The following is a 17,139-nucleotide window of genomic DNA, read 5'->3' as shown; positions in this document are numbered from 1 at the left end:
TCGCCGGGTCGGCATGTCAAAGTGCCGCCCCGACGACGAACCGCCGACCGGAGACGCCGAGGCGCCGGCCCCGGCTCAGCGCCCGCCGGGGAACGGGATGACCGGGCAGGTGAACGACGCGACGACGCCGCCGTCGGACGCCACCCCGGCGTCGATCGCGGCGTGGACCTCCTCGACGGATCCGAGGATGCCGTCCCCGTCGGTGTCCCCGGCGGCCAGCACGGCGTCGAAGTCGTCGTACACCAGGGCGTGGACCTGCCACCGGCCGCCGTTGTAGTCGGTGTCGCCCGGCGCGGCCTCGGCGACGTTGGCCTGGGTGTCGGTGCCCAGGGCGTAGATGACGTCGAACGAGTGGTCCGGCGCCCCCGTGCCGGACAGGTCGTTCGGCGTCGCGACGGTGCGGTACGCCACCCCGTCGACGTAGAACGCAGTGCCCTCGCTGACCCCGGCCTGGGCGGCCGCGGCCGGCACCAGGACGGCTCCGGCGGCGAGCGCCACGGACCCGGCGACGGCGAGCGTGCGGTTGCGGTGCATGATCGTCCTCCTCGTGAGGGGCCGAGCCCCGGTGGCCGACCCGCTGCCTCCAGCCCACCGCGCAGGGTGGCCCAGGTCCATGACGGGGGTCTTACGGGGTCCTCACGGGGTCCTGACGCGGCCGGTCACGAGCCCCTGGGGCCGGGTGCGCGGCCTAGGCTGAACGCATGGTCCGGGTCCTCGTGGTCGACGACGACACCACCGTCGCCGACGTGGTGGTCGCCTACCTGGAGCGCGCCGGGATGACGGCCGAGCACGTGGCCGACGGCGTCGACGCCCTCGTCGCCGCCCGCGAGCGCCCGCCGGACGCCGTCGTCCTGGACCTCATGCTGCCGGGCCTGGACGGCATCGAGGTGTGCCGGCGGCTGCGCGCGGACCGCCCCCGGCTGCCGGTGCTCATGCTCACCGCCCGCGGCGAGGAGGACGACCGCATCACCGGCCTGGAGGTCGGCGCCGACGACTACGTGACCAAACCGTTCAGCCCCCGCGAGCTGACCCTGCGGGTGCAGTCGGTGCTGCGGCGCGCGGGCACCCCGGCCGACGGCGGCACGCGGCCCGACGACGGCACCCCGGCGGGCGGCACCCCGGCCACCGCCGGACCGGGCGCCACCCACCCGGCGCCCGCCGCGCCGTCGGGCACCCTGAGCGACGGCGACCTGACCCTGGACGTCGCCGCCCACCGGGTGCTGCGCGGCGGCGACGAGCTGGCGCTCACGGCCCGCGAGTTCGACCTGCTGGCCTGGTTCCTCGCCCACCCCGGCCAGGTGCACGACCGCGAGGCGCTGCTGCGCGAGGTGTGGGGCTGGGAGTACGGCGACCGGTCCACGGTGACGGTGCACGTGCGGCGCCTGCGCGAGAAGGTCGAGGCCGACCCGTCGGCCCCGACGCGGCTGGTGACCGTGTTCGGGGTCGGCTACCGCTGGGACGCCCGCGAACCGTCCGTCCAGGCGCAGCCCGGGAGCGCCCCGTGACCCCGCTGGAGGGTGTCGTCCTCTCGGCCGGGGTCGCCGCCGCCGTCGGGCTCGCCGGGGCGGCCGGGGTGCTGGCGCTGGGACGACGGCGCCCCTCGGCGGCCGCCGTGCTGGCCCCGCTCGTGGTGGTCGCCTCGGTCGCGGCCGGCGTCTACGCCAGCGCGCGGGCGATGTTCCTGTCCGAGCAGGACTCCACCACCGTGCTGTGGCTGCTGCTGGCCACGGTGCCGGTCGCGCTCGTCATCGGCCTCGCGCTCGCACGGCGCACGCACCATCTCGCCACGGAGCGGGCCGCGGCGGTCGCCGCCCGCGACCGGGACCGGGAGGTGGAGGCCCGACGCCGCGAGCTGGTGGCGTGGGTGTCCCACGACCTGCGCACCCCGCTGGCCGCCGTGCGCGCGCTGGCCGAGGCGATGGAGGACGAGGTGACCCGCCCCGCCGACGCCGCGACCGGCATCCTGGCGGAGAACCGCCGCATGAGCGACATGGTCGACGACCTGCTCGCCCTGTCCCGGCTGCAGTCGCCCGGGTTCGAGCTGACCCGCACCCCGACCGACGTCGGCGACCTCGCCTCCGACGCGCTCGCGGCCGCCGGACCGGCCGCCGAGGCCGCCGGGGTGCGCCTCACCGGGGAGGTGGCTGCCCCCGTCGTCGTACCCGTGGACGCCCGCGAGGTCGCCCGGGCGCTCGGCAACCTGCTGTCCAACGCGGTGCGGCACACCCCGGCCGGCGGCACCGTCCACGTGCGGGTGTCCACCCGCGACACCGACGGCCCCGCCGCCGTCGTCGAGGTCACCGACGGCTGCGGCGGCATCCCCGCCGACGACCTGCCGCGCGTGTTCGAGGCCGGCTGGCGCGGCACCGCCGCCCGCACCCCCGGCTCGGGCGGGGCGGGCATCGGGCTGTCCATCGTGCGGTCGGTCGCCGCGACGCACGGCGGCGGCGTCGAGGTCCACAACGTCGAGCTGGCCGACGGCGGAGGCGGCTGCCGCTTCACCCTCACCCTGCCGGCCTGACCTCCAGCGGGACCTCCTCCGTCGTGCCGTCGGCGTAGGTGACCTGCGCGAGCGCGGAGAAGGTCTCCTCCCCCGGCGCCCACAGCGCGAACCAGCCGTCGTCCACCGACGCCGCGACCTGCTCGCCGTCGGCCGTGGCGACCGTGACCGCCTCGATCTCGTCGCCGACGCGGCCGAACGCGGCGGTCACCGCGCCCTCCCCGTTGGGACCGTCCGACCAGGACGCCGTCCCGGACTCCGCCACGACCAGCTCGCGCGGTCCCGGCTGCGGGACGGGCGTACCGCCGACGGACTCCGAGGAGTACACCTGGGAGGAGCCGTCCGTCGTCGTCACGAAGCACTCCGCCAGCGCCCCGTCCCCGGACAGCAGCACGTAGGTGTAGTCGCCGCGCACCTCGGCCAGCACCGGGTCCACCGGGATCTCGGTGATCGGCGACCCCTGGTCGGCGGCGTCCTCGTCGACGGCGTGGGCCGCCGTCGGGCACGAGGCCGCGTCCTGCACCGCGGCGGCAGGGTCGACGACCTGCGGGGTCGGCGTCCACGACGCGTACGCCTCGGGGCCCCCGAACGTCGTCGTCACCACGACCCCCGCGGCCACGGCCACCGCGACCCCCGCGACGGCGCCGGTGGCCACCGCGGTCCGCGAGCGCCGCACCGGGGCGCGGTACCGGTCCGGCACGGTCCGGTCGGCGGCCAGCACCCGTGCCAGGGCGGGGTCGTCGGGGTGTCCCGGGGCACGCAGGTGCCGTGCCGGGTCCAGGCCGCTCAGGTCGTCCAGCAGCGGTGACCTCATGGCCTCTCCTCCTGCAGTCTGCGCAGCACGGTCGCGGTGTCGCGGCGCACCTCGGAGTACGCCAGCAGCCGCTTGCGGGCGCGGGTGAGCCGCACCGAGAACGTGGAGGGGCGGCACTCCAGCACCTGGGCGGCCTCCCGCGCGGAGAGTCCGTCCCAGGCCACCAGCGCCAGGACCTCCCGGTCGGCGTCGCTGAGCAGGTCCCAGGCGCGGCGCAGGTCGGCGCGCTCGGCCGCGGTGTCGTCCGCCCCCGGCACCTGCGCCGTCGGCTCCCGCTCCAGCCGCACCCCGAGGGCCTGCCAGCGGCCCCGCGTGCGGACCTGGGTGGACAGGACCTTGCGCGCGACGCCGAACAGCCACGCGCGCGCTTCGGTCGGCACGTCCTCCACCCTCCGCCAGGCGACCAGGTAGGTCTCCGAGACGACGTCGTCGACGATCTCCGGCGCGGCCCGGCGCGCGACGAACCGCACCACCTGCTCGCGATGGTCCACCCACAGGCGCGTCAGGCGCTCGCGGGCCGAGGCGTCGTCCACGGTCGTCCTCTCGATCCCTCGTCCCGTTCATGGCCGGCAGGGCCGGTGCTGCTACACCGTACTGGGAAACGGTTGCCCCTCTCGACGCCCTCGCTACCCTCGTGCAGGACGGCGGACGCCGACGCGCGTCCTCGACGACGACGTGAGGAGCGTCAGGATGCGCACGAGACTTTCCCGGACCGTGGCTGCCGGCGTCGGCGCGACGGTGCTGGCCCTGGGGACGGGCCTGGTCGCCACGGCACCGGCGATGGCGGACATCGGCGAACCGATCGGCACGATCGGCGAGGGGTCGTCCGACGGCGAGAACCTGCCCGACGGGAACCTGCCCGGCGTGCCCGAGCCCGGCAGCGCCGCGGACGAGTGGGTCGCCTGGGCCGCCGCGGAGCGCGCCGAGGCCGAGGCCACCGACTGGGAGGCCGACTCGGCCGCCCGCGGGTGCGAGCTGGTGGAGGTCTCGATCGTCGACGAGGTCGACGCCGCCTACAACGAGGCGATGGGCGCCCCGGCCGACCTGGCCACGCACCGGGTCGAGATGGTGGAGAGCTGCGAGGGCCCGGCCGAGTCGGGCGGGATGACGCTCGAGACCGGGGACGGTACGGCGAGCACGACCGCGATCGGGTCCGGCAGCGACTGCGACAGCACCAAGGGCCCGGGCACCATCTGTATCTACAAGTCCAGCGGGCGGATCTACTCCTCGTGGAAGTACCGCGGGTCGGGCAGCGTCTCGGGGTTCCTGCGGATCTACCAGATCTCGACGTCGGCCTCGAGCTGCTACCGCGGCAGCACGTGGCTCACGGGCCCGTCGCGGACGTGGAGCAGCGGCATGACGCGCAGCATCTCCAAGACGCGCACGACGTACTCGGGCTACTCGGCGCACATCTGGAAGAAGGTGTGGCACGGGCACACCGACTGGGGCAGCACCTGCTCGAAGCTCTGAGCGGCCCTCCCCGGCGCCGCGGTCGTGGAGCACCGCGGCGCCGGGGTCGGCTCACAGGACGTGGGCGAGGAACTCCTGCAGCCGCGGCTCGGTCGGGTTCTCCAGCACGGCACCCGGCGGCCCCTGCTCGACCACGACGCCGTCGTCCATGAACACGACGTGGTCCGCGACCTCGCGGGCGAACCCGATCTCGTGGGTCACCACGACCATCGTCATCCCGGACCGGGCGAGGTCCTGCATGACGGCCAGCACCTCGCCGACGAGCTCGGGGTCCAGCGCCGAGGTGGGCTCGTCGAAGAGCATCAGCTCGGGCTCCATCGCCAGCGCCCGGGCGATGGCGACCCGCTGCTGCTGGCCGCCGGAGAGCTGGGCCGGGTAGTGGTCGACCCGGTCGGACAGTCCCACCCGGTCGAGCAGCTCGGCCGCCCGCTCGCGCGCCGCGGCCTTCGACAGCCCGCGGACCTGCACCGGCGCCTCGGCCACGTTCTCCAGCGCGGTCATGTGCCCGAACAGGTGGAACCGCTGGAACACCATCCCGATCCGCGAGCGCTGCGCGGCGATGCGGTGGGGGTGCAGCCGGTGCAGGACGCCCTGGGCGTCGTGGCGGTAGCCGAGCAGCTCGCCGTCGACGTGCACGGAGCCGGCGGTGATCTGCTCCAGCTCGTTGAGGCAGCGCAGCAGGGTGGACTTGCCGGAGCCCGACGGGCCGAGCACCACGGTCACCGACCCCGGCGGCACCACGAGGTCGACGCCCCGCAGCACGTGCAGCGCGTCGGCGCCCTGGCCGAACACCTTGTGGACGCCGCGTGCCTCGACCATCGGCGTCTCGGCCATCGGCGTCGCGTCCGACGGCGAAGCGGTCGTCGCGCTCATGGGGTCACCTCCGCGAACGGGTCGTCCTTCGTGGTGCCGGCACCGCGGATCGTCGCCTGCCGGCTCAGTCGCCCGGCCCGCCGACCGGAGCTGCCGGAGCCGCCGGCGCTGCCGGGGCCGCGCCGTCCGGCACCGCGCCGCGGTCCGGTGGCGCCGCCGTCGAACCCGCGCCCGTAGTACCGCTCGACGTAGTACTGGCCGACCATGAGCACCGACGTGATGAGCAGGTACCACAGCGCTGCCACGATGAGCAGCGGGATGGGCTGGAAGGTGCGGGTGCCGATCGCGGACGTGGCGTAGGTGATCTCCAGCGTGAACGGCACGGCGACCACCAGGGACGTCGTCTTGAGCATGGAGATCGTCTCGTTGCCGGTGGGCGGCACGATGACGCGCATCGCCTGCGGCAGCACGATGCGGCGCAGGATGCGCGGCTCCTTCATCCCCAGGGCGCGGGCCGCCTCGGCCTGGCCGGGGTCGACCGAGCCGAGCCCCGCGCGCACGATCTCGGCGAGGTAGGCGGCCTCGTTGAGGGCCAGCCCGATCAGCGCCGCCCAGAAGGCGGTGATGACGTCGCGGGTGTCGAACACGAAGAACTCGGGCCCGAACGGGATGCCGAGGCTGAGGCGCGGGTACAGCACCGAGACCAGTCCCCAGAACACGAGCTGGGTGTAGATCGGGGTGCCGCGGAAGAACCAGATGTAGGCCCAGGAGACCGAGCGCATCACCGGGTTGTCGCTGCGCCGCATGATCGCGAGCAGCACCGCGAGCACGACGGCGATCGCCATGGAGCCGAAGGTCAGCACGAGCGTCCAGCCCACCCCGCGCACGACGTTGACGTCGCGCAGGTACAGCCAGACGGTGTCCCAGCGGAAGTTCGGGTTGGTGACCAGCGCGTGCACCACCATCGCGGCGAGCACGAGCAGCACGGCGGCCGACAGCCAGCGCCCGGGGCGCGGGACGGGCCGGGCGCGCAGGGGCGCGGGCAGGTCCGACGACGGCGCCCCGGTGTGCGGGGAGCCGGTGACGTGCGTGGTCATCGTCAGACGCCGGGGTCGAGCTCGGCGGTGGCCAGCGCGCCCTCGGCGTTGCCCCAGCCGGCGAGGATCTCGGTCAGGGTGCCGTCGTCCATGAGCTGCTGCAGCGCGCCCTGGATCGCCTCGGCGAGCGCGTCGTCGTCCTGGGCCACGACGACCCCGTACGGCGCGGCGTCGGCGATCTCGCCGAGCGTCTCGATCGAGCCCTCGGTCTGCTCCACGGCGTAGGCCGTCACCGGGGAGTCGGCGTACATGGCCTGGACCTTGCCGCCGACGAGGTTGGTGGTGACGTCGGCCTGGGAGTCGTAGGGCAGCACCTCGACGGGCTCGGCGCCGTCGGCCTCGCAGCTCGCCGAGACGTCCTCGAGCGCGCCCTGCTGGACGGTGCCGGTCTGGACGCCCACGGTGACGCCGCACAGGTCGGCGGGGTCCACGCCGTCCGGGTTGCCGGTGGCGACGGCGAGCTGGGAGCCGGCGTCGAAGTAGCTGACCATGTGGGCGACCTGCAGCCGCTCGGCGTCGATGGTGAAGCCGGAGATGCCGACGTCGTACTTGGTGCCGACGGCCGGGATGATCGCGTCGAACGTGGACGGCTCGATCTCGGCCTCCAGGCCGAGGGTGGCGGCGACCGCGTGGGCGATGTCGACGTCGAACCCGACCGGGGTGACGCCGTCGGACGCGAGGAACTCGGCCGGGGCGTACGAGAGCTCGGCGCCGACGGTGAGCACGCCGTCCTCGGCCACCGCGGCGGGGACCAGCGCGGCCAGCTCGTCGTCGGCCTCGACGGTCGAGGCGTCGAACGCCGCGGCCGGCGCGGCCGAGGAGCCGTCCGACGCGGCGTCGCCGGTGGCGGAGCCGAGGTCCTCCGAGGCGGTGGTGCAGCCGGCGAGCAGGGCGACGACGGCGACGGCGGACAGGGGCAGGACGGTACGGGCGCGCATGACGGCTCCAGGGATCGCGTGGAGGGGGACGACGCCCGCGCCCGGTCAGGGCCTCGGAGCGTCTATGCGGCAGTATGCATACCTATACATAGCGTTCCCAAACCCGAGCCCCATGACATCGATCACGCACCCCCGTCACCTCCCGCCCCGCGTGGCCGTCTCGAAAGCCCGGCCGTCGCCGCACCGCGTCGAGCGAGACACGCCCCGGCCCGGCAGCCGCGACAAGCAGGCCGGGGACGGACGACAAAGGTCCGGGTCCTTCCGTGGCGCCGTCGTCAGACGGGAAGCGCAGGGCGCGCAGCGCCCGTGAGCGCGGCGGCGCCACGGAAGGACCCGGACCTCGAACGGACCTCGGAACCGGAGCGAGACCTACGTGTCGTGCTCGATGATCCCCATGTCCTCGCGGTGGTCGTCCTCGCCGCCGGGCGGGAACTCCGTCCGCTCCGGCCGGCTGCGCAGGGCCACGATCGCGAGGATCAGGCCGCCCCAGACGACGATCAGGGCGACCGCCATCATGATGATCGCGGTGGTGCTCATCGCGACGCCTCCTTCCGCACGGCGGGGTCCTCGACCGGCGGGTACGGCGGCCAGGCGCGGTACAGACCCGGTCCGCGCCAACGGAACGCCCAGAAGGCGAGCGACCCGACCACCAGCAGCGCCACGGTGCCCCAGCCTGCATAGAGCAGGTACGTCTCATCGTATCCCTCGTAGGGCTCACTGATGCGCACCCGGACCGTCTGGACCAGCATGATCGTGAGCATCACGGGGATGATGACGCCGACGCAGGCGTACCACCACGCGCCGAGCTGCGTCGTCGAGACGGCGTTGAGGTGGTAGCGCAGCTCGGGCGCCCGGCGGTAGACCCACACGACGAAGACGCACATGAGGATCGCCGAGGCCACGATGCCCATGTTGTTGACCCAGTGGTCGACGGTGTCGAGCAGGAAGAGTCCCGTCGTGGTGCTGAAGCCGACCACCGAGACCACGCCCAGGACACCGCCGAGCCACAGCACGGCAGCGGTCCGGGACAGGGCGAACTTCTCCTGCAGGGCCGCGGAGACGACCTGGAGGATCGAGACCAGCGACGTGAACCCGGCCATCACCAGCGAGCCGAAGAAGAGCGCACCGAACAGGGCGCCGGCCGGCATCTCGGAGACGATCGCCGGGAACGTGATGAACGCGAGGGTGACTCCAGTGAGGTTCAGTTCCTCCAGTGCGACTCCCTGCTCCAGGGCGAGGAAACCGAGAGCGGAGAACACGCCGAGGCCGGCCAGCATCTCGAAGCCGGAGTTGGAGAACGCCACCACCAGGCCGGGGCCCGTCATGTTCGACCGACGGCGCCGGTACGAGGCGTAGGTGATCATGATGCCGAACGCCACGGACAGCGAGAAGAAGATCTGCCCGTAGGCGGCGATCCACACCTCAGGGTCGGCCAGCGCGTCCCACTGCGGGGTGAACAGCGCGTTCAGGCCGTCGCCGGCGCCGTCGAGGAACAGAGCCCGGACCACCAGGGCGCCGAACGAGACGAGCAGCAGCGGGATGAAGACGATGTTGGCGCGCTGGACCCCCTTGACCACGCCCGCGGCGAGCACCGCGACGACGACCAGCCAGACGAGTGCCAGCGGGATCAGCACGGCGGCCACGAAGTCGAAGGTCAGCCACGGGTCGGCCCCCCCTGCGTCGGCGAGCTGCAGGTGCTCCCCGATGAAGAACGTGGCGGGGTCGTCGCCCCAGTCGAGGCCGAAGGAGTAGACGAAGAAGCTCGCCGCCCACGCCACGACCGCGGCGTAGTAGACGGCGATGACGATGCAGATCATCACCTGGAACCAGCCCAGGGTCTCCAGCCAGCCCTTGATCCGGCGGAACGCCTGGGGGGCGCCACCGCGGAACCGGTGACCGATCGCGTAGTCGAGGAAGAGGATCGGGATGCCCGCCGTCAGCAGCGCGATGAGGTAGGGCACGAGGAACGCGCCGCCACCGTTCTCGTAGGCCACGCCGGGGAACCGCCAGATGTTGCCGAGACCCACGGCCGAGCCGATCGCCGACAGGATGAACCCCACCTGCCCGGTGAACTGCTCCCGCGGGGCGGACTTGTGTTGTGCACTCACGGGTCACACACCTTCCGCGCTGGTCGCCGCTTCGTCAAACCGTTCTCTCCTGGTGATCATGCGCGACATCGCGGTCCTCGGCATGTCGAGGCGACAGGTGCGTCGGCGCCGGTCAGCCGAGCAGTCGCGCGACGTACCCGCCGCGCAGCCGGCCCTGCGGGTCGAACCGGTCGGCCAGCGCGCGGAAGTCCTCGAACCGCGGGTACGCCGCGCGCAGGGCGACGGGGTCCGCGGCGAACACCTTGCCCCAGTGCGGCCGGGCGCCGAACGGCGCCAGGGCGTCCTCGATCACCGGCAGCAGCCCCGCGACCTCGGCACCCCGGGGGTGCCAGGTGAAGTGCAGGCCGATCGAGTCCTCGCCGAAGGGGCTGAGCCAGAGATCGTCGGCGGCGACGGTGCGGATCTCCCCGGTCAGCAGCAGCGGCCCGACCCGGGGCCCGAGGGCGCGCATCGCCTCGATCGCCTCGGCGGCGTACCGCCGCGGCAGCAGGTACTCGCTCTGCAGCTCCTCCCCGGCCGACGGCGTGTGGTCGAGCCGGAAGTGGCTGAGCCGCTCGTGCGAGGGCCCCGGTACGCCGTGCTGCGCGGTGCAGGCGGCCGGGTCGACGCCCGGGACCGGGTGCACGTCCTCGTCGGCCCACCGCAGCCCGGGCACGGGCTCGGGGCGACGGCCCGCGCCGTCGGCCACGACGGACTTGAACCAGGCCGCCCGGACGGCGGGCTCGTCCCAGCTCGTGAAGAGGCTGACGGAGTAGGCCGACCCGGTCACGGCGTCGAAGTGCTCGAGCACCGTCTGCCACGGCAGGTCGAGGGCGACGTCCTGGCGCACCTGGAACGCGGGCACCGTGGCGAGCTCCAGGCGCGTGACGATACCGAGCGCACCGAGGGACACGACCGTGCCGGCGAAGACCTCCGGGTCGGTGTCCCGGGTGATCCGGCGCAGCTCCCCGGCGGTGGTCATCAGCTCGAGCCCCACGACGGCGCTCGCCAGCGACCGGTTGGCGTCCCCGGACCCGTGCGTGGCCGTGGCGACCGCCCCGGCCACGGAGATGTGCGGCAGGGAGGCCAGCTGGGTCACCGCGCGCCCCTCGACCTCCAGGGCGCGCGACAGCTCGCCGTACCGCAGTCCCGCGTTGACGGAGACGACGCCGGTACCGGTGTCCAGGTCCACGGCCGGACGGCCGTCGTCCAGCCCGTCGACCTGCACGTGCGTCCCGGTCGTGTCGGCCAGGTCGTTGAACGAGTGGCGCGACCCCAGCGCGCGCACGGGCCCGCCGACCGCCAGTACGTCAGCGAGCTCCTCCAGGGATGTCGGGCGCACGAGGTCGTGCGCGGCGTAGGCGAGGTTCCCGGCCCAGTTCCGCATGGGCCCCAGGGTGCCATGGCTGGTCAGGGCGCGCGCAGGAAGTCCGCCAGTCCGACCGCCGTACGAGGTGCCAGGCGGACCGGCCACCCCCGCCCCGCCCTGTGGGCAGGAAATCTGCAGGTCCTCAGGGGTGTGAGGGTGCAGATTTCCTGCCCACAGCGCCGGGGAGCGCCGGGGCGGGGAGGGGCTGGGCTGGGCTGGGCTTGCCTGGGTCAGGCGAGCGTGAGCGACACCGTGGCGTAGGAGTGCGCCGGGAGCGTCACCTCGAGCCCGCGCTCGTGCGGGCGGACCGACTCCAGGGCCACCGGGGCGACGGCGTCGGGCGCGTCCGGGCTGTTGTGCGTGGCCAGCTCCGGCGCGGTCAGGACCCGACCCTCGTGCCCCGTGACCTCACGACCGCGCAGGTCGAGCACGATCGTGCGCTCGGCCTCGGCGTCCAGGTTGGTCAGCGACACGGTTGCACGGTCCCCCGAGACCGAGGCCGACGCCGAGACCAGCGGCAGCTCCGCGCCGTCCGTCGTCCGCGTGGGCGCCCCCTGCAGGTGGACGGCGAGCGAGTCCGCGTCGTGGTGCGGGGTGTTCATCGCGAAGACGTGGTAGCTCGGGGTCCGCACGAGGGCGCCCGTCTCGGGGTCGGTGAGCAGCATCGCCTGCAGCACGTTGACCGTCTGGGCGATGTTGGTCATCACCACACGGTCGGCGTGCCGGTGGAAGGCGTCGAAGTGCACCGACGCGACCAGCGCGTCGCGCAGGGTGTTCTGCTGGTACAGGAACCCGGGGTTGGTCCCCGGCTCCACGTTCCACCAGGTGCCCCACTCGTCCACGACCAGCCCGATGCGCCGGTGCGGGTCGTAGCGGTCCATCACCTGGCCGTGGCGGGTGAGCAGGCGCTCCATGAACGCGGCGCGCTGCAGGGCGAGGTACCACTCGTCCTCGCTGAACTCGGTCGCGCTGCCCTTGTCCTGCCACGGCCCGGTCATCGTGTAGTAGTGCAGCGAGATCGCCTGGAACGGGTCGCCGGGCTTGTCCGCGTCCGCGGGGTCGTCCAGGGCGTCGAACGACCGCATGAGGACCTCGGTCCAGTGCAGGTCGGCGTCGGAGGCGCCCGCGGCGATCCGGTACGTCGTGTTCTCGCCGTGGTTGCGCACGTAGGTGGAGTACTGGCGGGCCAGCGAGGCGAACTGCTCGACCCGCAGGTTGCCGCCGCAGCCCCACGCCTCGTTGCCGATGCCGAAGAACGGCACCTTCCACGGCTCGTCGCGCCCGTTCTCGCGGCGCAGGGCCGCCATCGGCGAGTCGTCGGCGCGGGTGAGGTACTCGATCCACTCGCTCATCTCCGCGACGGACCCGGACCCGACGTTCCCGCTGATGTAGGCGTCGGCGCCGAGCAGCTCGCACAGGTCCATGAACTCGTGGGTCCCGAACGAGTTGTCCTCGACGACGTCGCCCCAGTGGGAGTTGACCATGCGGGGGCGCTGGTCGCGCGGGCCGATGCCGTCGCGCCAGTGGTAGTCGTCGGCGAAGCAGCCGCCGGGCCACCGCAGGTTGGGGATCTGCAGGGCCCGCAGCGCCTCGACGACGTCGGTCCGGATCCCCCGGACGTGCGGGACGTCGGCGTCCTCCCCGACGTAGAAGCCGTCGTAGATGCAGCGGCCGAGGTGCTCGGCGAAGTGGCCGTAGACGTGCCGGGAGATGCGCGGGCCCGGGACGTCGAGGTCGATGATGGCGGTGGACTGGTCCTGCGGCATGGTGCTCCTGGAGTTCTGGGGTGGGTGGTGCGTGCTCGTCAGCCCTTGACGCTTCCCGCGAGCAGTCCGCTGACGATGTGTCGCTGGGTGAAGACGAAGAAGATCACCATCGGGATCAGGGCGATCACCGTGATCGTCATGAAGGCCGGCCAGTCGGTCGTGAACTCCGAGACGGCGCTGTACACCTGGAGCACGATGGTCTCCTTCTGCGGCGAGGACAGGAAGACCGTCGGCAGGAGGAAGTCGTTCCAGACCCACATGGTCTGGAACACGCCCACGGTCACCAGGATCGGCTTGATGAGGGGCAGGACGATCCGCCAGAAGATCTGGTTGGTCCCGGCCCCGTCGATCCGCGCGGCCTCGATCACCTCGTACGGCAGGGTGCGCATGTAGCCCTGGATGAGGAAGAAGCAGAAGATCGCCCCGCCCATGTACATGATGACCAGGCCGTTCAGGCTGTCGACCAGCTCGAAGCCGACGAGGGTCCGGTAGAGCGGGATCATCGTGGACTGCGGCGGGATGATGAACCCGACGAGCAGCAGGCTGCCGAGGATCCTGGTCGTCCGGTTGCGCGCGATGATCATGGCGTACGCGGCCATCGCCCCCACGAGGAGCTGCGCCAGCACCGCCAGGACCGTCACGTACAGCGTGTTGCCGAAGGCCTGGTAGATCGACATGTCGCCCAGGGCGGACGACCAGTTCGCGAACGACCAGGTCTCCGGCAGACCGAGCGGCGAGGACACCATGTCGGCCTGGGTCTTGAACGTGTTGATGACGATGTAGTAGAGCGGCACACCGATGATCAGCGCGAGCGCGATCATCCCGATGCTCAGCAGCGTGCGCCGCCAGAGGGCCGTGGTCATGCGAATCGCCTCCCGATGCGGCTCGTGATGCGGAGCTGGGTGAACCCGATGACGCCGACCGCCACGGTGAACATCACGGCGAGCGCCGACGACAGCCCGTACTCCCCCTGGCCGACGCCGGTGACGACGAGCGACTGGGTGATGGTGTACGTCGCGAACCCGGGTCCGCCGTTGGTCAGCGTGTACGGCAGGTCGAACACCTTCAGACCGTTGGTGAGCAGCAGGAAGGAGCTGACCACCATCGCCGGCATCAGCAGCGGCAGGGTGATGGCGAAGAACTGCTGGCGCGGCGACGCACCGTCGATCTTCGCGACCTCGTAGTACTCCTGCGGGATCGACTGGAGGTAGGCGAGGTAGAGCACGGCGTGCCAGCCGGTCTGCGCCCACACGCCGACCATGATCACCGAGAACCGCGCCAGGGTGTTGTCCGACAGCCACGAGACCGCCTCGATGCCGAACCAGTTGGACAGCAGGGTGTTGAGCACCCCGGACGGCAGCGGGGACAGGATGTAGCTCCAGACCAGGCCCAGGATGGCCATGCTGGGCACCGCCGGGAAGAACCAGAGCGAGCGCACGACGTTGCGCCCGACGAAGGCCTTGTTGAGCTGCACCGCGAGGGGGATGGCCAGGCAGGTGACCAGCAGGGTGGTGCCGACGGCGAACAGCAGCGTGAAGGTCAGCCCCGAGAGCATCGAGGGGTCGTTGAGGATCTGGACGTAGTTGTCCCAGCCGATGAAGTTCGCCTCGGGGCTGTAGCCGGTGAAGTCCGTGAAGCTCCAGTACAGGCCCTGGAGCAGCGGGACCACGAACAGGAAGACGAAGACGACGATCGCAGGGATCAGGAACGCCCTGTTGATCGTGATCTGCTTCCAGCCGCCCTCGACGGATCGGCGTCGGCGCTTCCTGGCGGTGGGCGCGGACGCGCCACTCGACGTCGGAGTCGTCAGTGTCGTCATGGGGTGACCTCTCTCGGCGAGCGCCCGGGGCCGTCGGCCCCGGGCGCTCGTGGACCCGATCGGCTCAGCTCGAGAGCTTCGCGTCGAGCGCAGCCGCGACGTCCTCGGGGCCGATCTGCCCCTGGATCATGCGCTGGACCTGCGCCACGGCCTCGACGTTCAGGACGTCCTCGTCACGCTGCCAGGCGATCATCGGCAGGTAGAGGTCGCCGTCCCGGATCGGCTCCACCATGGGCTCGAAGACCGGGTCGACCTCCGGGGTGAAGTTCTCGGTCACCGTCACGTCGTTCGTCGCCTCGTGGAACATCTCCACGCCCTGCTCGGAGGCGAGCCAGGTCAGGAAGGTCTTGGCCGCCTCCTGCGTCTCCTCGTCCGAGCTCGCGCTGATCGCGTAGCCGGGGGCCGCCGCTCCCGCCTGGAACGGCATCCCGTCGGGCAGCCCGGGGACCTGGCCGAACTCCCAGTCCAGCTCGGGGTTGGCCTCCTGGACGGCGTTGATGATCCAGGGACCGGCGTTGATGACGGCGACCCGCTCGTTGGCGAACTCGTCGCGCACCTGGTCGCCGTCGAGCGCGACGACGTCCGCGGAGACGAGCCCCTCGGTGTAGAGGCGGTTGTACTCCTCGAGGATCGGCGTCCACTGCTCCGCGAAGGTCGACGAACCGTCGAAGATCTGGTCGTCCACGCTCGGGTCGCTCTGCGAGGTCTTCGCGCCGAGCATGGCCGAGACGGTGGTCGGCATCTGGTCGACGCTCTCGAGGAACGGCGTGTAGCCGGCGTCCTGGAGGTCCTGGAGCATGACGAGGAACTCGTCCCAGGTCTCGGGGATGCCGTCGTACCCGACGTCGGCGAGCATCTCCTTGTTGTAGGCGTAGCCCGCCGCCCAGGAGGACAGGGACAGCCCGTACTCGGCCCCGTCCCTGCCGTAGGTGTCGAGGTTGAACTGCTGGATGCCCTCCATGAAGGGCTCGCCGCTCAGGTCCACCACGGCGCCGGCCTCGATGAGGTTGGTCTTGTTCTCGGCCGCCACGACGAACACGTCCGGCGCGGTGCCCGACAGCACCCGCGTCTGGAGGGTCTGGATGTACTCGGCCACCGGGGGCGAGTAGGAGGCTTCGATCGTGACGTCGGGGTTCTCCGCCTCGAACGCCTCGATCATCGGCTCCATCTGCTCCTGGCCGGTCCAGGAGAGGAACGAGACCGTGGTGGTGCCGTCGGCCTCGCCGGAGTCGCCGCTGCAGGCACCGAGCGAGCCTGCGAGCGCCGTCACGGCGATACCTGCGACCACCATCCGCATGGGTGACTTCATCTTCGAACTCCTTCGATCGGGCGGCTGTGCCCTGAACGGCTGAGGTTTATCGTTATACCCCAGTGATGAGACACTGTAACCCCACAGCGCCCAAGGCGCCAACACCCGCTGGAGAAGGGGAGCCATGCCCACGATGAGCGACGTCGCCCGTGCCGCCGGCGTCTCCGTCATGACCGTCTCGAACGTGCTGAACGGCAAGCCGCGGGTGGGAGCCGAGACGCGTCTGCGCGTGCTGGAGGTGGTCGACGAGCTGGGCTACGAGATCAACCTCAGCGCGCGGCGGCTGCGCTCAGGACGCACGGGGGCGATCGGGCTCGTCGTCCCGCGGTTCGACCACCCGTACTTCGGCGATCTCGCCGCGCGGCTGTCGTCGGCGCTCGCGTCCACAGGACGCCACCTCGCCGTCGAGCAGAGCGACGCGAGCAAGGAGGGCGAGCTCGCCGCGCTCTCGCTCGCGCGCCTGCAGACCTACGACGGCGTCATCCTCAGCGTCGTCGGCCTGGGCTACGACGACATCGACCGGATCCGCCCGTCGTTCCCGGTGGTGCTCCTGGGCGAGCAGCACATGCCGCCGCGCTTCGACCAGATCCACATCGACAACATCACGGGCGCCCGGCTGGCGACGGAGCACCTGCTCGACCGCGGCGCACGACGGATCGTCATGGTCGGCGGCGGCGACGAGGGCCACGCCTCGATGGTCACGCTCAGGACGCGGGGCTGGGAGCTCGCGCAGCAGGAGCGGGGCGTACCCGTGGACGACGCCGCGGTCCTCCCCCTCGACCGCTTCGAGATGTCGAGCGCCCGGATCGCGGTGCGGGCGCTCCTCGCCCGCGACCCGTCGATCGACGCGTTCTTCGCCATCACGGACCAGGTCGCGATGGGCGTGCTGGCCGGCATCCACGACGCGGGCCTCCGCGTCCCGGACGACGTCCAGGTCGTCGGCTTCGACAACCTCGCGCTCGGGGAGTTCACGATGCCGGGCCTGACGACGATCGACCCCAGCAACGCCTGGATCGTCGAGAACGCGGTGGCAGCGCTCGACCGTCGGATCGCCGACCGGGACAGCGCGCCCCAGCATCTCGTCAGCCCGGTGCACCTGGTCGAGCGGGGGACGTCGCGTGCATCGCGGGCGGCCCCGTCGCCGTGAACCGCCGGCC

At 72.2% G+C, this 17,139-nt stretch carries 17 protein-coding genes; 4 read left to right on the top strand and 13 right to left on the bottom strand.

Annotated features, from left to right (window positions below; translation table 11 throughout):
- Positions 1 to 75 precede the first annotated feature (75 nt).
- The gene (locus tag PO879_RS00695; protein ID WP_278236029.1) at positions 76 to 534 is read right to left on the bottom strand and encodes a hypothetical protein; all 459 of its coding nucleotides are present in this window, start codon (positions 532 to 534) and stop codon (positions 76 to 78) included.
- Positions 535 to 701: 167 nt separating this feature from the next.
- Between PO879_RS00695 and PO879_RS00690 the strand changes: the two genes are divergently transcribed.
- Positions 702 to 1,505, top strand: a complete 804-nt coding sequence (locus tag PO879_RS00690; RefSeq protein WP_278236028.1) for a response regulator transcription factor — start codon at positions 702 to 704, stop codon at positions 1,503 to 1,505.
- A complete protein-coding gene (locus PO879_RS00685) occupies positions 1,502 to 2,521 on the top strand; it encodes a HAMP domain-containing sensor histidine kinase (protein WP_278236027.1) in 1,020 nt (339 codons plus the stop codon). Before PO879_RS00690 ends, PO879_RS00685 begins: the two co-directional genes overlap by 4 nt.
- On the opposite strand, the gene PO879_RS00680 is transcribed toward PO879_RS00685, so the two are convergent.
- On the bottom strand, positions 2,505 to 3,314 hold the full coding sequence (locus PO879_RS00680; protein WP_278236026.1) for a hypothetical protein: 810 nt from the start codon (positions 3,312 to 3,314) through the stop codon (positions 2,505 to 2,507). The genes PO879_RS00685 and PO879_RS00680 overlap by 17 nt on opposite strands.
- The gene (locus tag PO879_RS00675; RefSeq protein WP_278236025.1) at positions 3,311 to 3,847 is read right to left on the bottom strand and encodes a sigma-70 family RNA polymerase sigma factor; all 537 of its coding nucleotides are present in this window, start codon (positions 3,845 to 3,847) and stop codon (positions 3,311 to 3,313) included. The genes PO879_RS00680 and PO879_RS00675 overlap by 4 nt, the downstream gene beginning before the upstream one ends.
- A 157-nt stretch (positions 3,848 to 4,004) precedes the next feature.
- Here PO879_RS00675 and PO879_RS00670 point away from each other — a divergent pair, with 157 nt between their 5' ends.
- The gene (locus PO879_RS00670) at positions 4,005 to 4,784 is read left to right on the top strand and encodes a hypothetical protein (protein WP_278236024.1); all 780 of its coding nucleotides are present in this window, start codon (positions 4,005 to 4,007) and stop codon (positions 4,782 to 4,784) included.
- Positions 4,785 to 4,835: 51 nt separating this feature from the next.
- On the opposite strand, the gene PO879_RS00665 is transcribed toward PO879_RS00670, so the two are convergent.
- The 10 genes from PO879_RS00665 to PO879_RS00620 all read right to left on the bottom strand — a co-directional run bounded on the left by PO879_RS00665 (position 4,836) and on the right by PO879_RS00620 (position 15,982).
- Positions 4,836 to 5,657, bottom strand: coding sequence for an amino acid ABC transporter ATP-binding protein (locus tag PO879_RS00665; RefSeq protein WP_278236023.1), 822 nt, complete (start codon positions 5,655 to 5,657; stop codon positions 4,836 to 4,838).
- Positions 5,654 to 6,694 carry an amino acid ABC transporter permease gene (locus PO879_RS00660; protein ID WP_278236022.1) on the bottom strand — a complete coding sequence of 347 codons (1,041 nt, stop codon included), beginning with the start codon at positions 6,692 to 6,694 and terminating at the stop codon, positions 5,654 to 5,656. Before PO879_RS00660 ends, PO879_RS00665 begins: the two co-directional genes overlap by 4 nt.
- A 2-nt stretch (positions 6,695 to 6,696) precedes the next feature.
- Entirely contained in the window at positions 6,697 to 7,632 is a 936-nt protein-coding gene (locus PO879_RS00655; RefSeq protein WP_278236021.1) for an ABC transporter substrate-binding protein, read from the bottom strand.
- Positions 7,633 to 8,001: 369 nt separating this feature from the next.
- The gene (locus PO879_RS00650) at positions 8,002 to 8,169 is read right to left on the bottom strand and encodes a methionine/alanine import family NSS transporter small subunit (protein WP_278236020.1); all 168 of its coding nucleotides are present in this window, start codon (positions 8,167 to 8,169) and stop codon (positions 8,002 to 8,004) included.
- Positions 8,166 to 9,740 (bottom strand): sodium-dependent transporter, encoded by a 1,575-nt coding sequence (locus PO879_RS00645; protein ID WP_278236019.1) that lies wholly within the window; start codon positions 9,738 to 9,740, stop codon positions 8,166 to 8,168. The genes PO879_RS00650 and PO879_RS00645 overlap by 4 nt, the downstream gene beginning before the upstream one ends.
- Before the next feature lie 112 nt (positions 9,741 to 9,852).
- Positions 9,853 to 11,106 carry an FAD-binding protein gene (locus PO879_RS00640; protein WP_278236018.1) on the bottom strand — a complete coding sequence of 418 codons (1,254 nt, stop codon included), beginning with the start codon at positions 11,104 to 11,106 and terminating at the stop codon, positions 9,853 to 9,855.
- 212 nt (positions 11,107 to 11,318) lie between these two features.
- On the bottom strand, positions 11,319 to 12,854 hold the full coding sequence (locus tag PO879_RS00635; protein ID WP_278236017.1) for an alpha-L-arabinofuranosidase C-terminal domain-containing protein: 1,536 nt from the start codon (positions 12,852 to 12,854) through the stop codon (positions 11,319 to 11,321).
- Between the two features lie 38 nt (positions 12,855 to 12,892).
- Positions 12,893 to 13,717 carry a carbohydrate ABC transporter permease gene (locus PO879_RS00630; protein WP_278236016.1) on the bottom strand — a complete coding sequence of 275 codons (825 nt, stop codon included), beginning with the start codon at positions 13,715 to 13,717 and terminating at the stop codon, positions 12,893 to 12,895.
- Positions 13,714 to 14,673, bottom strand: a complete 960-nt coding sequence (locus PO879_RS00625) for a sugar ABC transporter permease (protein ID WP_278236015.1) — start codon at positions 14,671 to 14,673, stop codon at positions 13,714 to 13,716. The genes PO879_RS00630 and PO879_RS00625 overlap by 4 nt, the downstream gene beginning before the upstream one ends.
- Before the next feature lie 64 nt (positions 14,674 to 14,737).
- The gene (locus PO879_RS00620; RefSeq protein WP_278236014.1) at positions 14,738 to 15,982 is read right to left on the bottom strand and encodes an ABC transporter substrate-binding protein; all 1,245 of its coding nucleotides are present in this window, start codon (positions 15,980 to 15,982) and stop codon (positions 14,738 to 14,740) included.
- Positions 15,983 to 16,106: 124 nt separating this feature from the next.
- On the opposite strand from PO879_RS00620, the gene PO879_RS00615 reads away from it, so the two are divergent.
- Positions 16,107 to 17,129 (top strand): LacI family DNA-binding transcriptional regulator, encoded by a 1,023-nt coding sequence (locus PO879_RS00615; RefSeq protein WP_278236013.1) that lies wholly within the window; start codon positions 16,107 to 16,109, stop codon positions 17,127 to 17,129.
- The last annotated feature ends 10 nt before the right edge of the window (positions 17,130 to 17,139 follow it).

It is taken from the genome of Isoptericola sp. AK164, assembly GCF_029643425.1.
Taxonomy (GTDB): domain Bacteria; phylum Actinomycetota; class Actinomycetes; order Actinomycetales; family Cellulomonadaceae; genus Isoptericola; species Isoptericola haloaureus.
Note: the sequence above shows the minus strand (reverse complement) of the source record. Positions and strands in the feature narration are given on the sequence as shown.

Coding starts and splice junctions, on each gene's coding strand:
- PO879_RS00620 (WP_278236014.1), bottom strand. CDS start 15,982: ATGAAGTCACCCATGCGGATGGTGGTCGCAGGTATCGCCGTGACGGCG.
- PO879_RS00640 (WP_278236018.1), bottom strand. CDS start 11,106: ATGCGGAACTGGGCCGGGAACCTCGCCTACGCCGCGCACGACCTCGTG.
- PO879_RS00635 (WP_278236017.1), bottom strand. CDS start 12,854: ATGCCGCAGGACCAGTCCACCGCCATCATCGACCTCGACGTCCCGGGC.
- PO879_RS00615 (WP_278236013.1), top strand. CDS start 16,107: ATGCCCACGATGAGCGACGTCGCCCGTGCCGCCGGCGTCTCCGTCATG.
- PO879_RS00625 (WP_278236015.1), bottom strand. CDS start 14,673: ATGACGACACTGACGACTCCGACGTCGAGTGGCGCGTCCGCGCCCACC.
- PO879_RS00655 (WP_278236021.1), bottom strand. CDS start 7,632: ATGCGCGCCCGTACCGTCCTGCCCCTGTCCGCCGTCGCCGTCGTCGCC.
- PO879_RS00695 (WP_278236029.1), bottom strand. CDS start 534: ATGCACCGCAACCGCACGCTCGCCGTCGCCGGGTCCGTGGCGCTCGCC.
- PO879_RS00630 (WP_278236016.1), bottom strand. CDS start 13,717: ATGACCACGGCCCTCTGGCGGCGCACGCTGCTGAGCATCGGGATGATC.
- PO879_RS00670 (WP_278236024.1), top strand. CDS start 4,005: ATGCGCACGAGACTTTCCCGGACCGTGGCTGCCGGCGTCGGCGCGACG.
- PO879_RS00665 (WP_278236023.1), bottom strand. CDS start 5,657: ATGAGCGCGACGACCGCTTCGCCGTCGGACGCGACGCCGATGGCCGAG.
- PO879_RS00690 (WP_278236028.1), top strand. CDS start 702: ATGGTCCGGGTCCTCGTGGTCGACGACGACACCACCGTCGCCGACGTG.
- PO879_RS00660 (WP_278236022.1), bottom strand. CDS start 6,694: ATGACCACGCACGTCACCGGCTCCCCGCACACCGGGGCGCCGTCGTCG.
- PO879_RS00650 (WP_278236020.1), bottom strand. CDS start 8,169: ATGAGCACCACCGCGATCATCATGATGGCGGTCGCCCTGATCGTCGTC.
- PO879_RS00680 (WP_278236026.1), bottom strand. CDS start 3,314: ATGAGGTCACCGCTGCTGGACGACCTGAGCGGCCTGGACCCGGCACGG.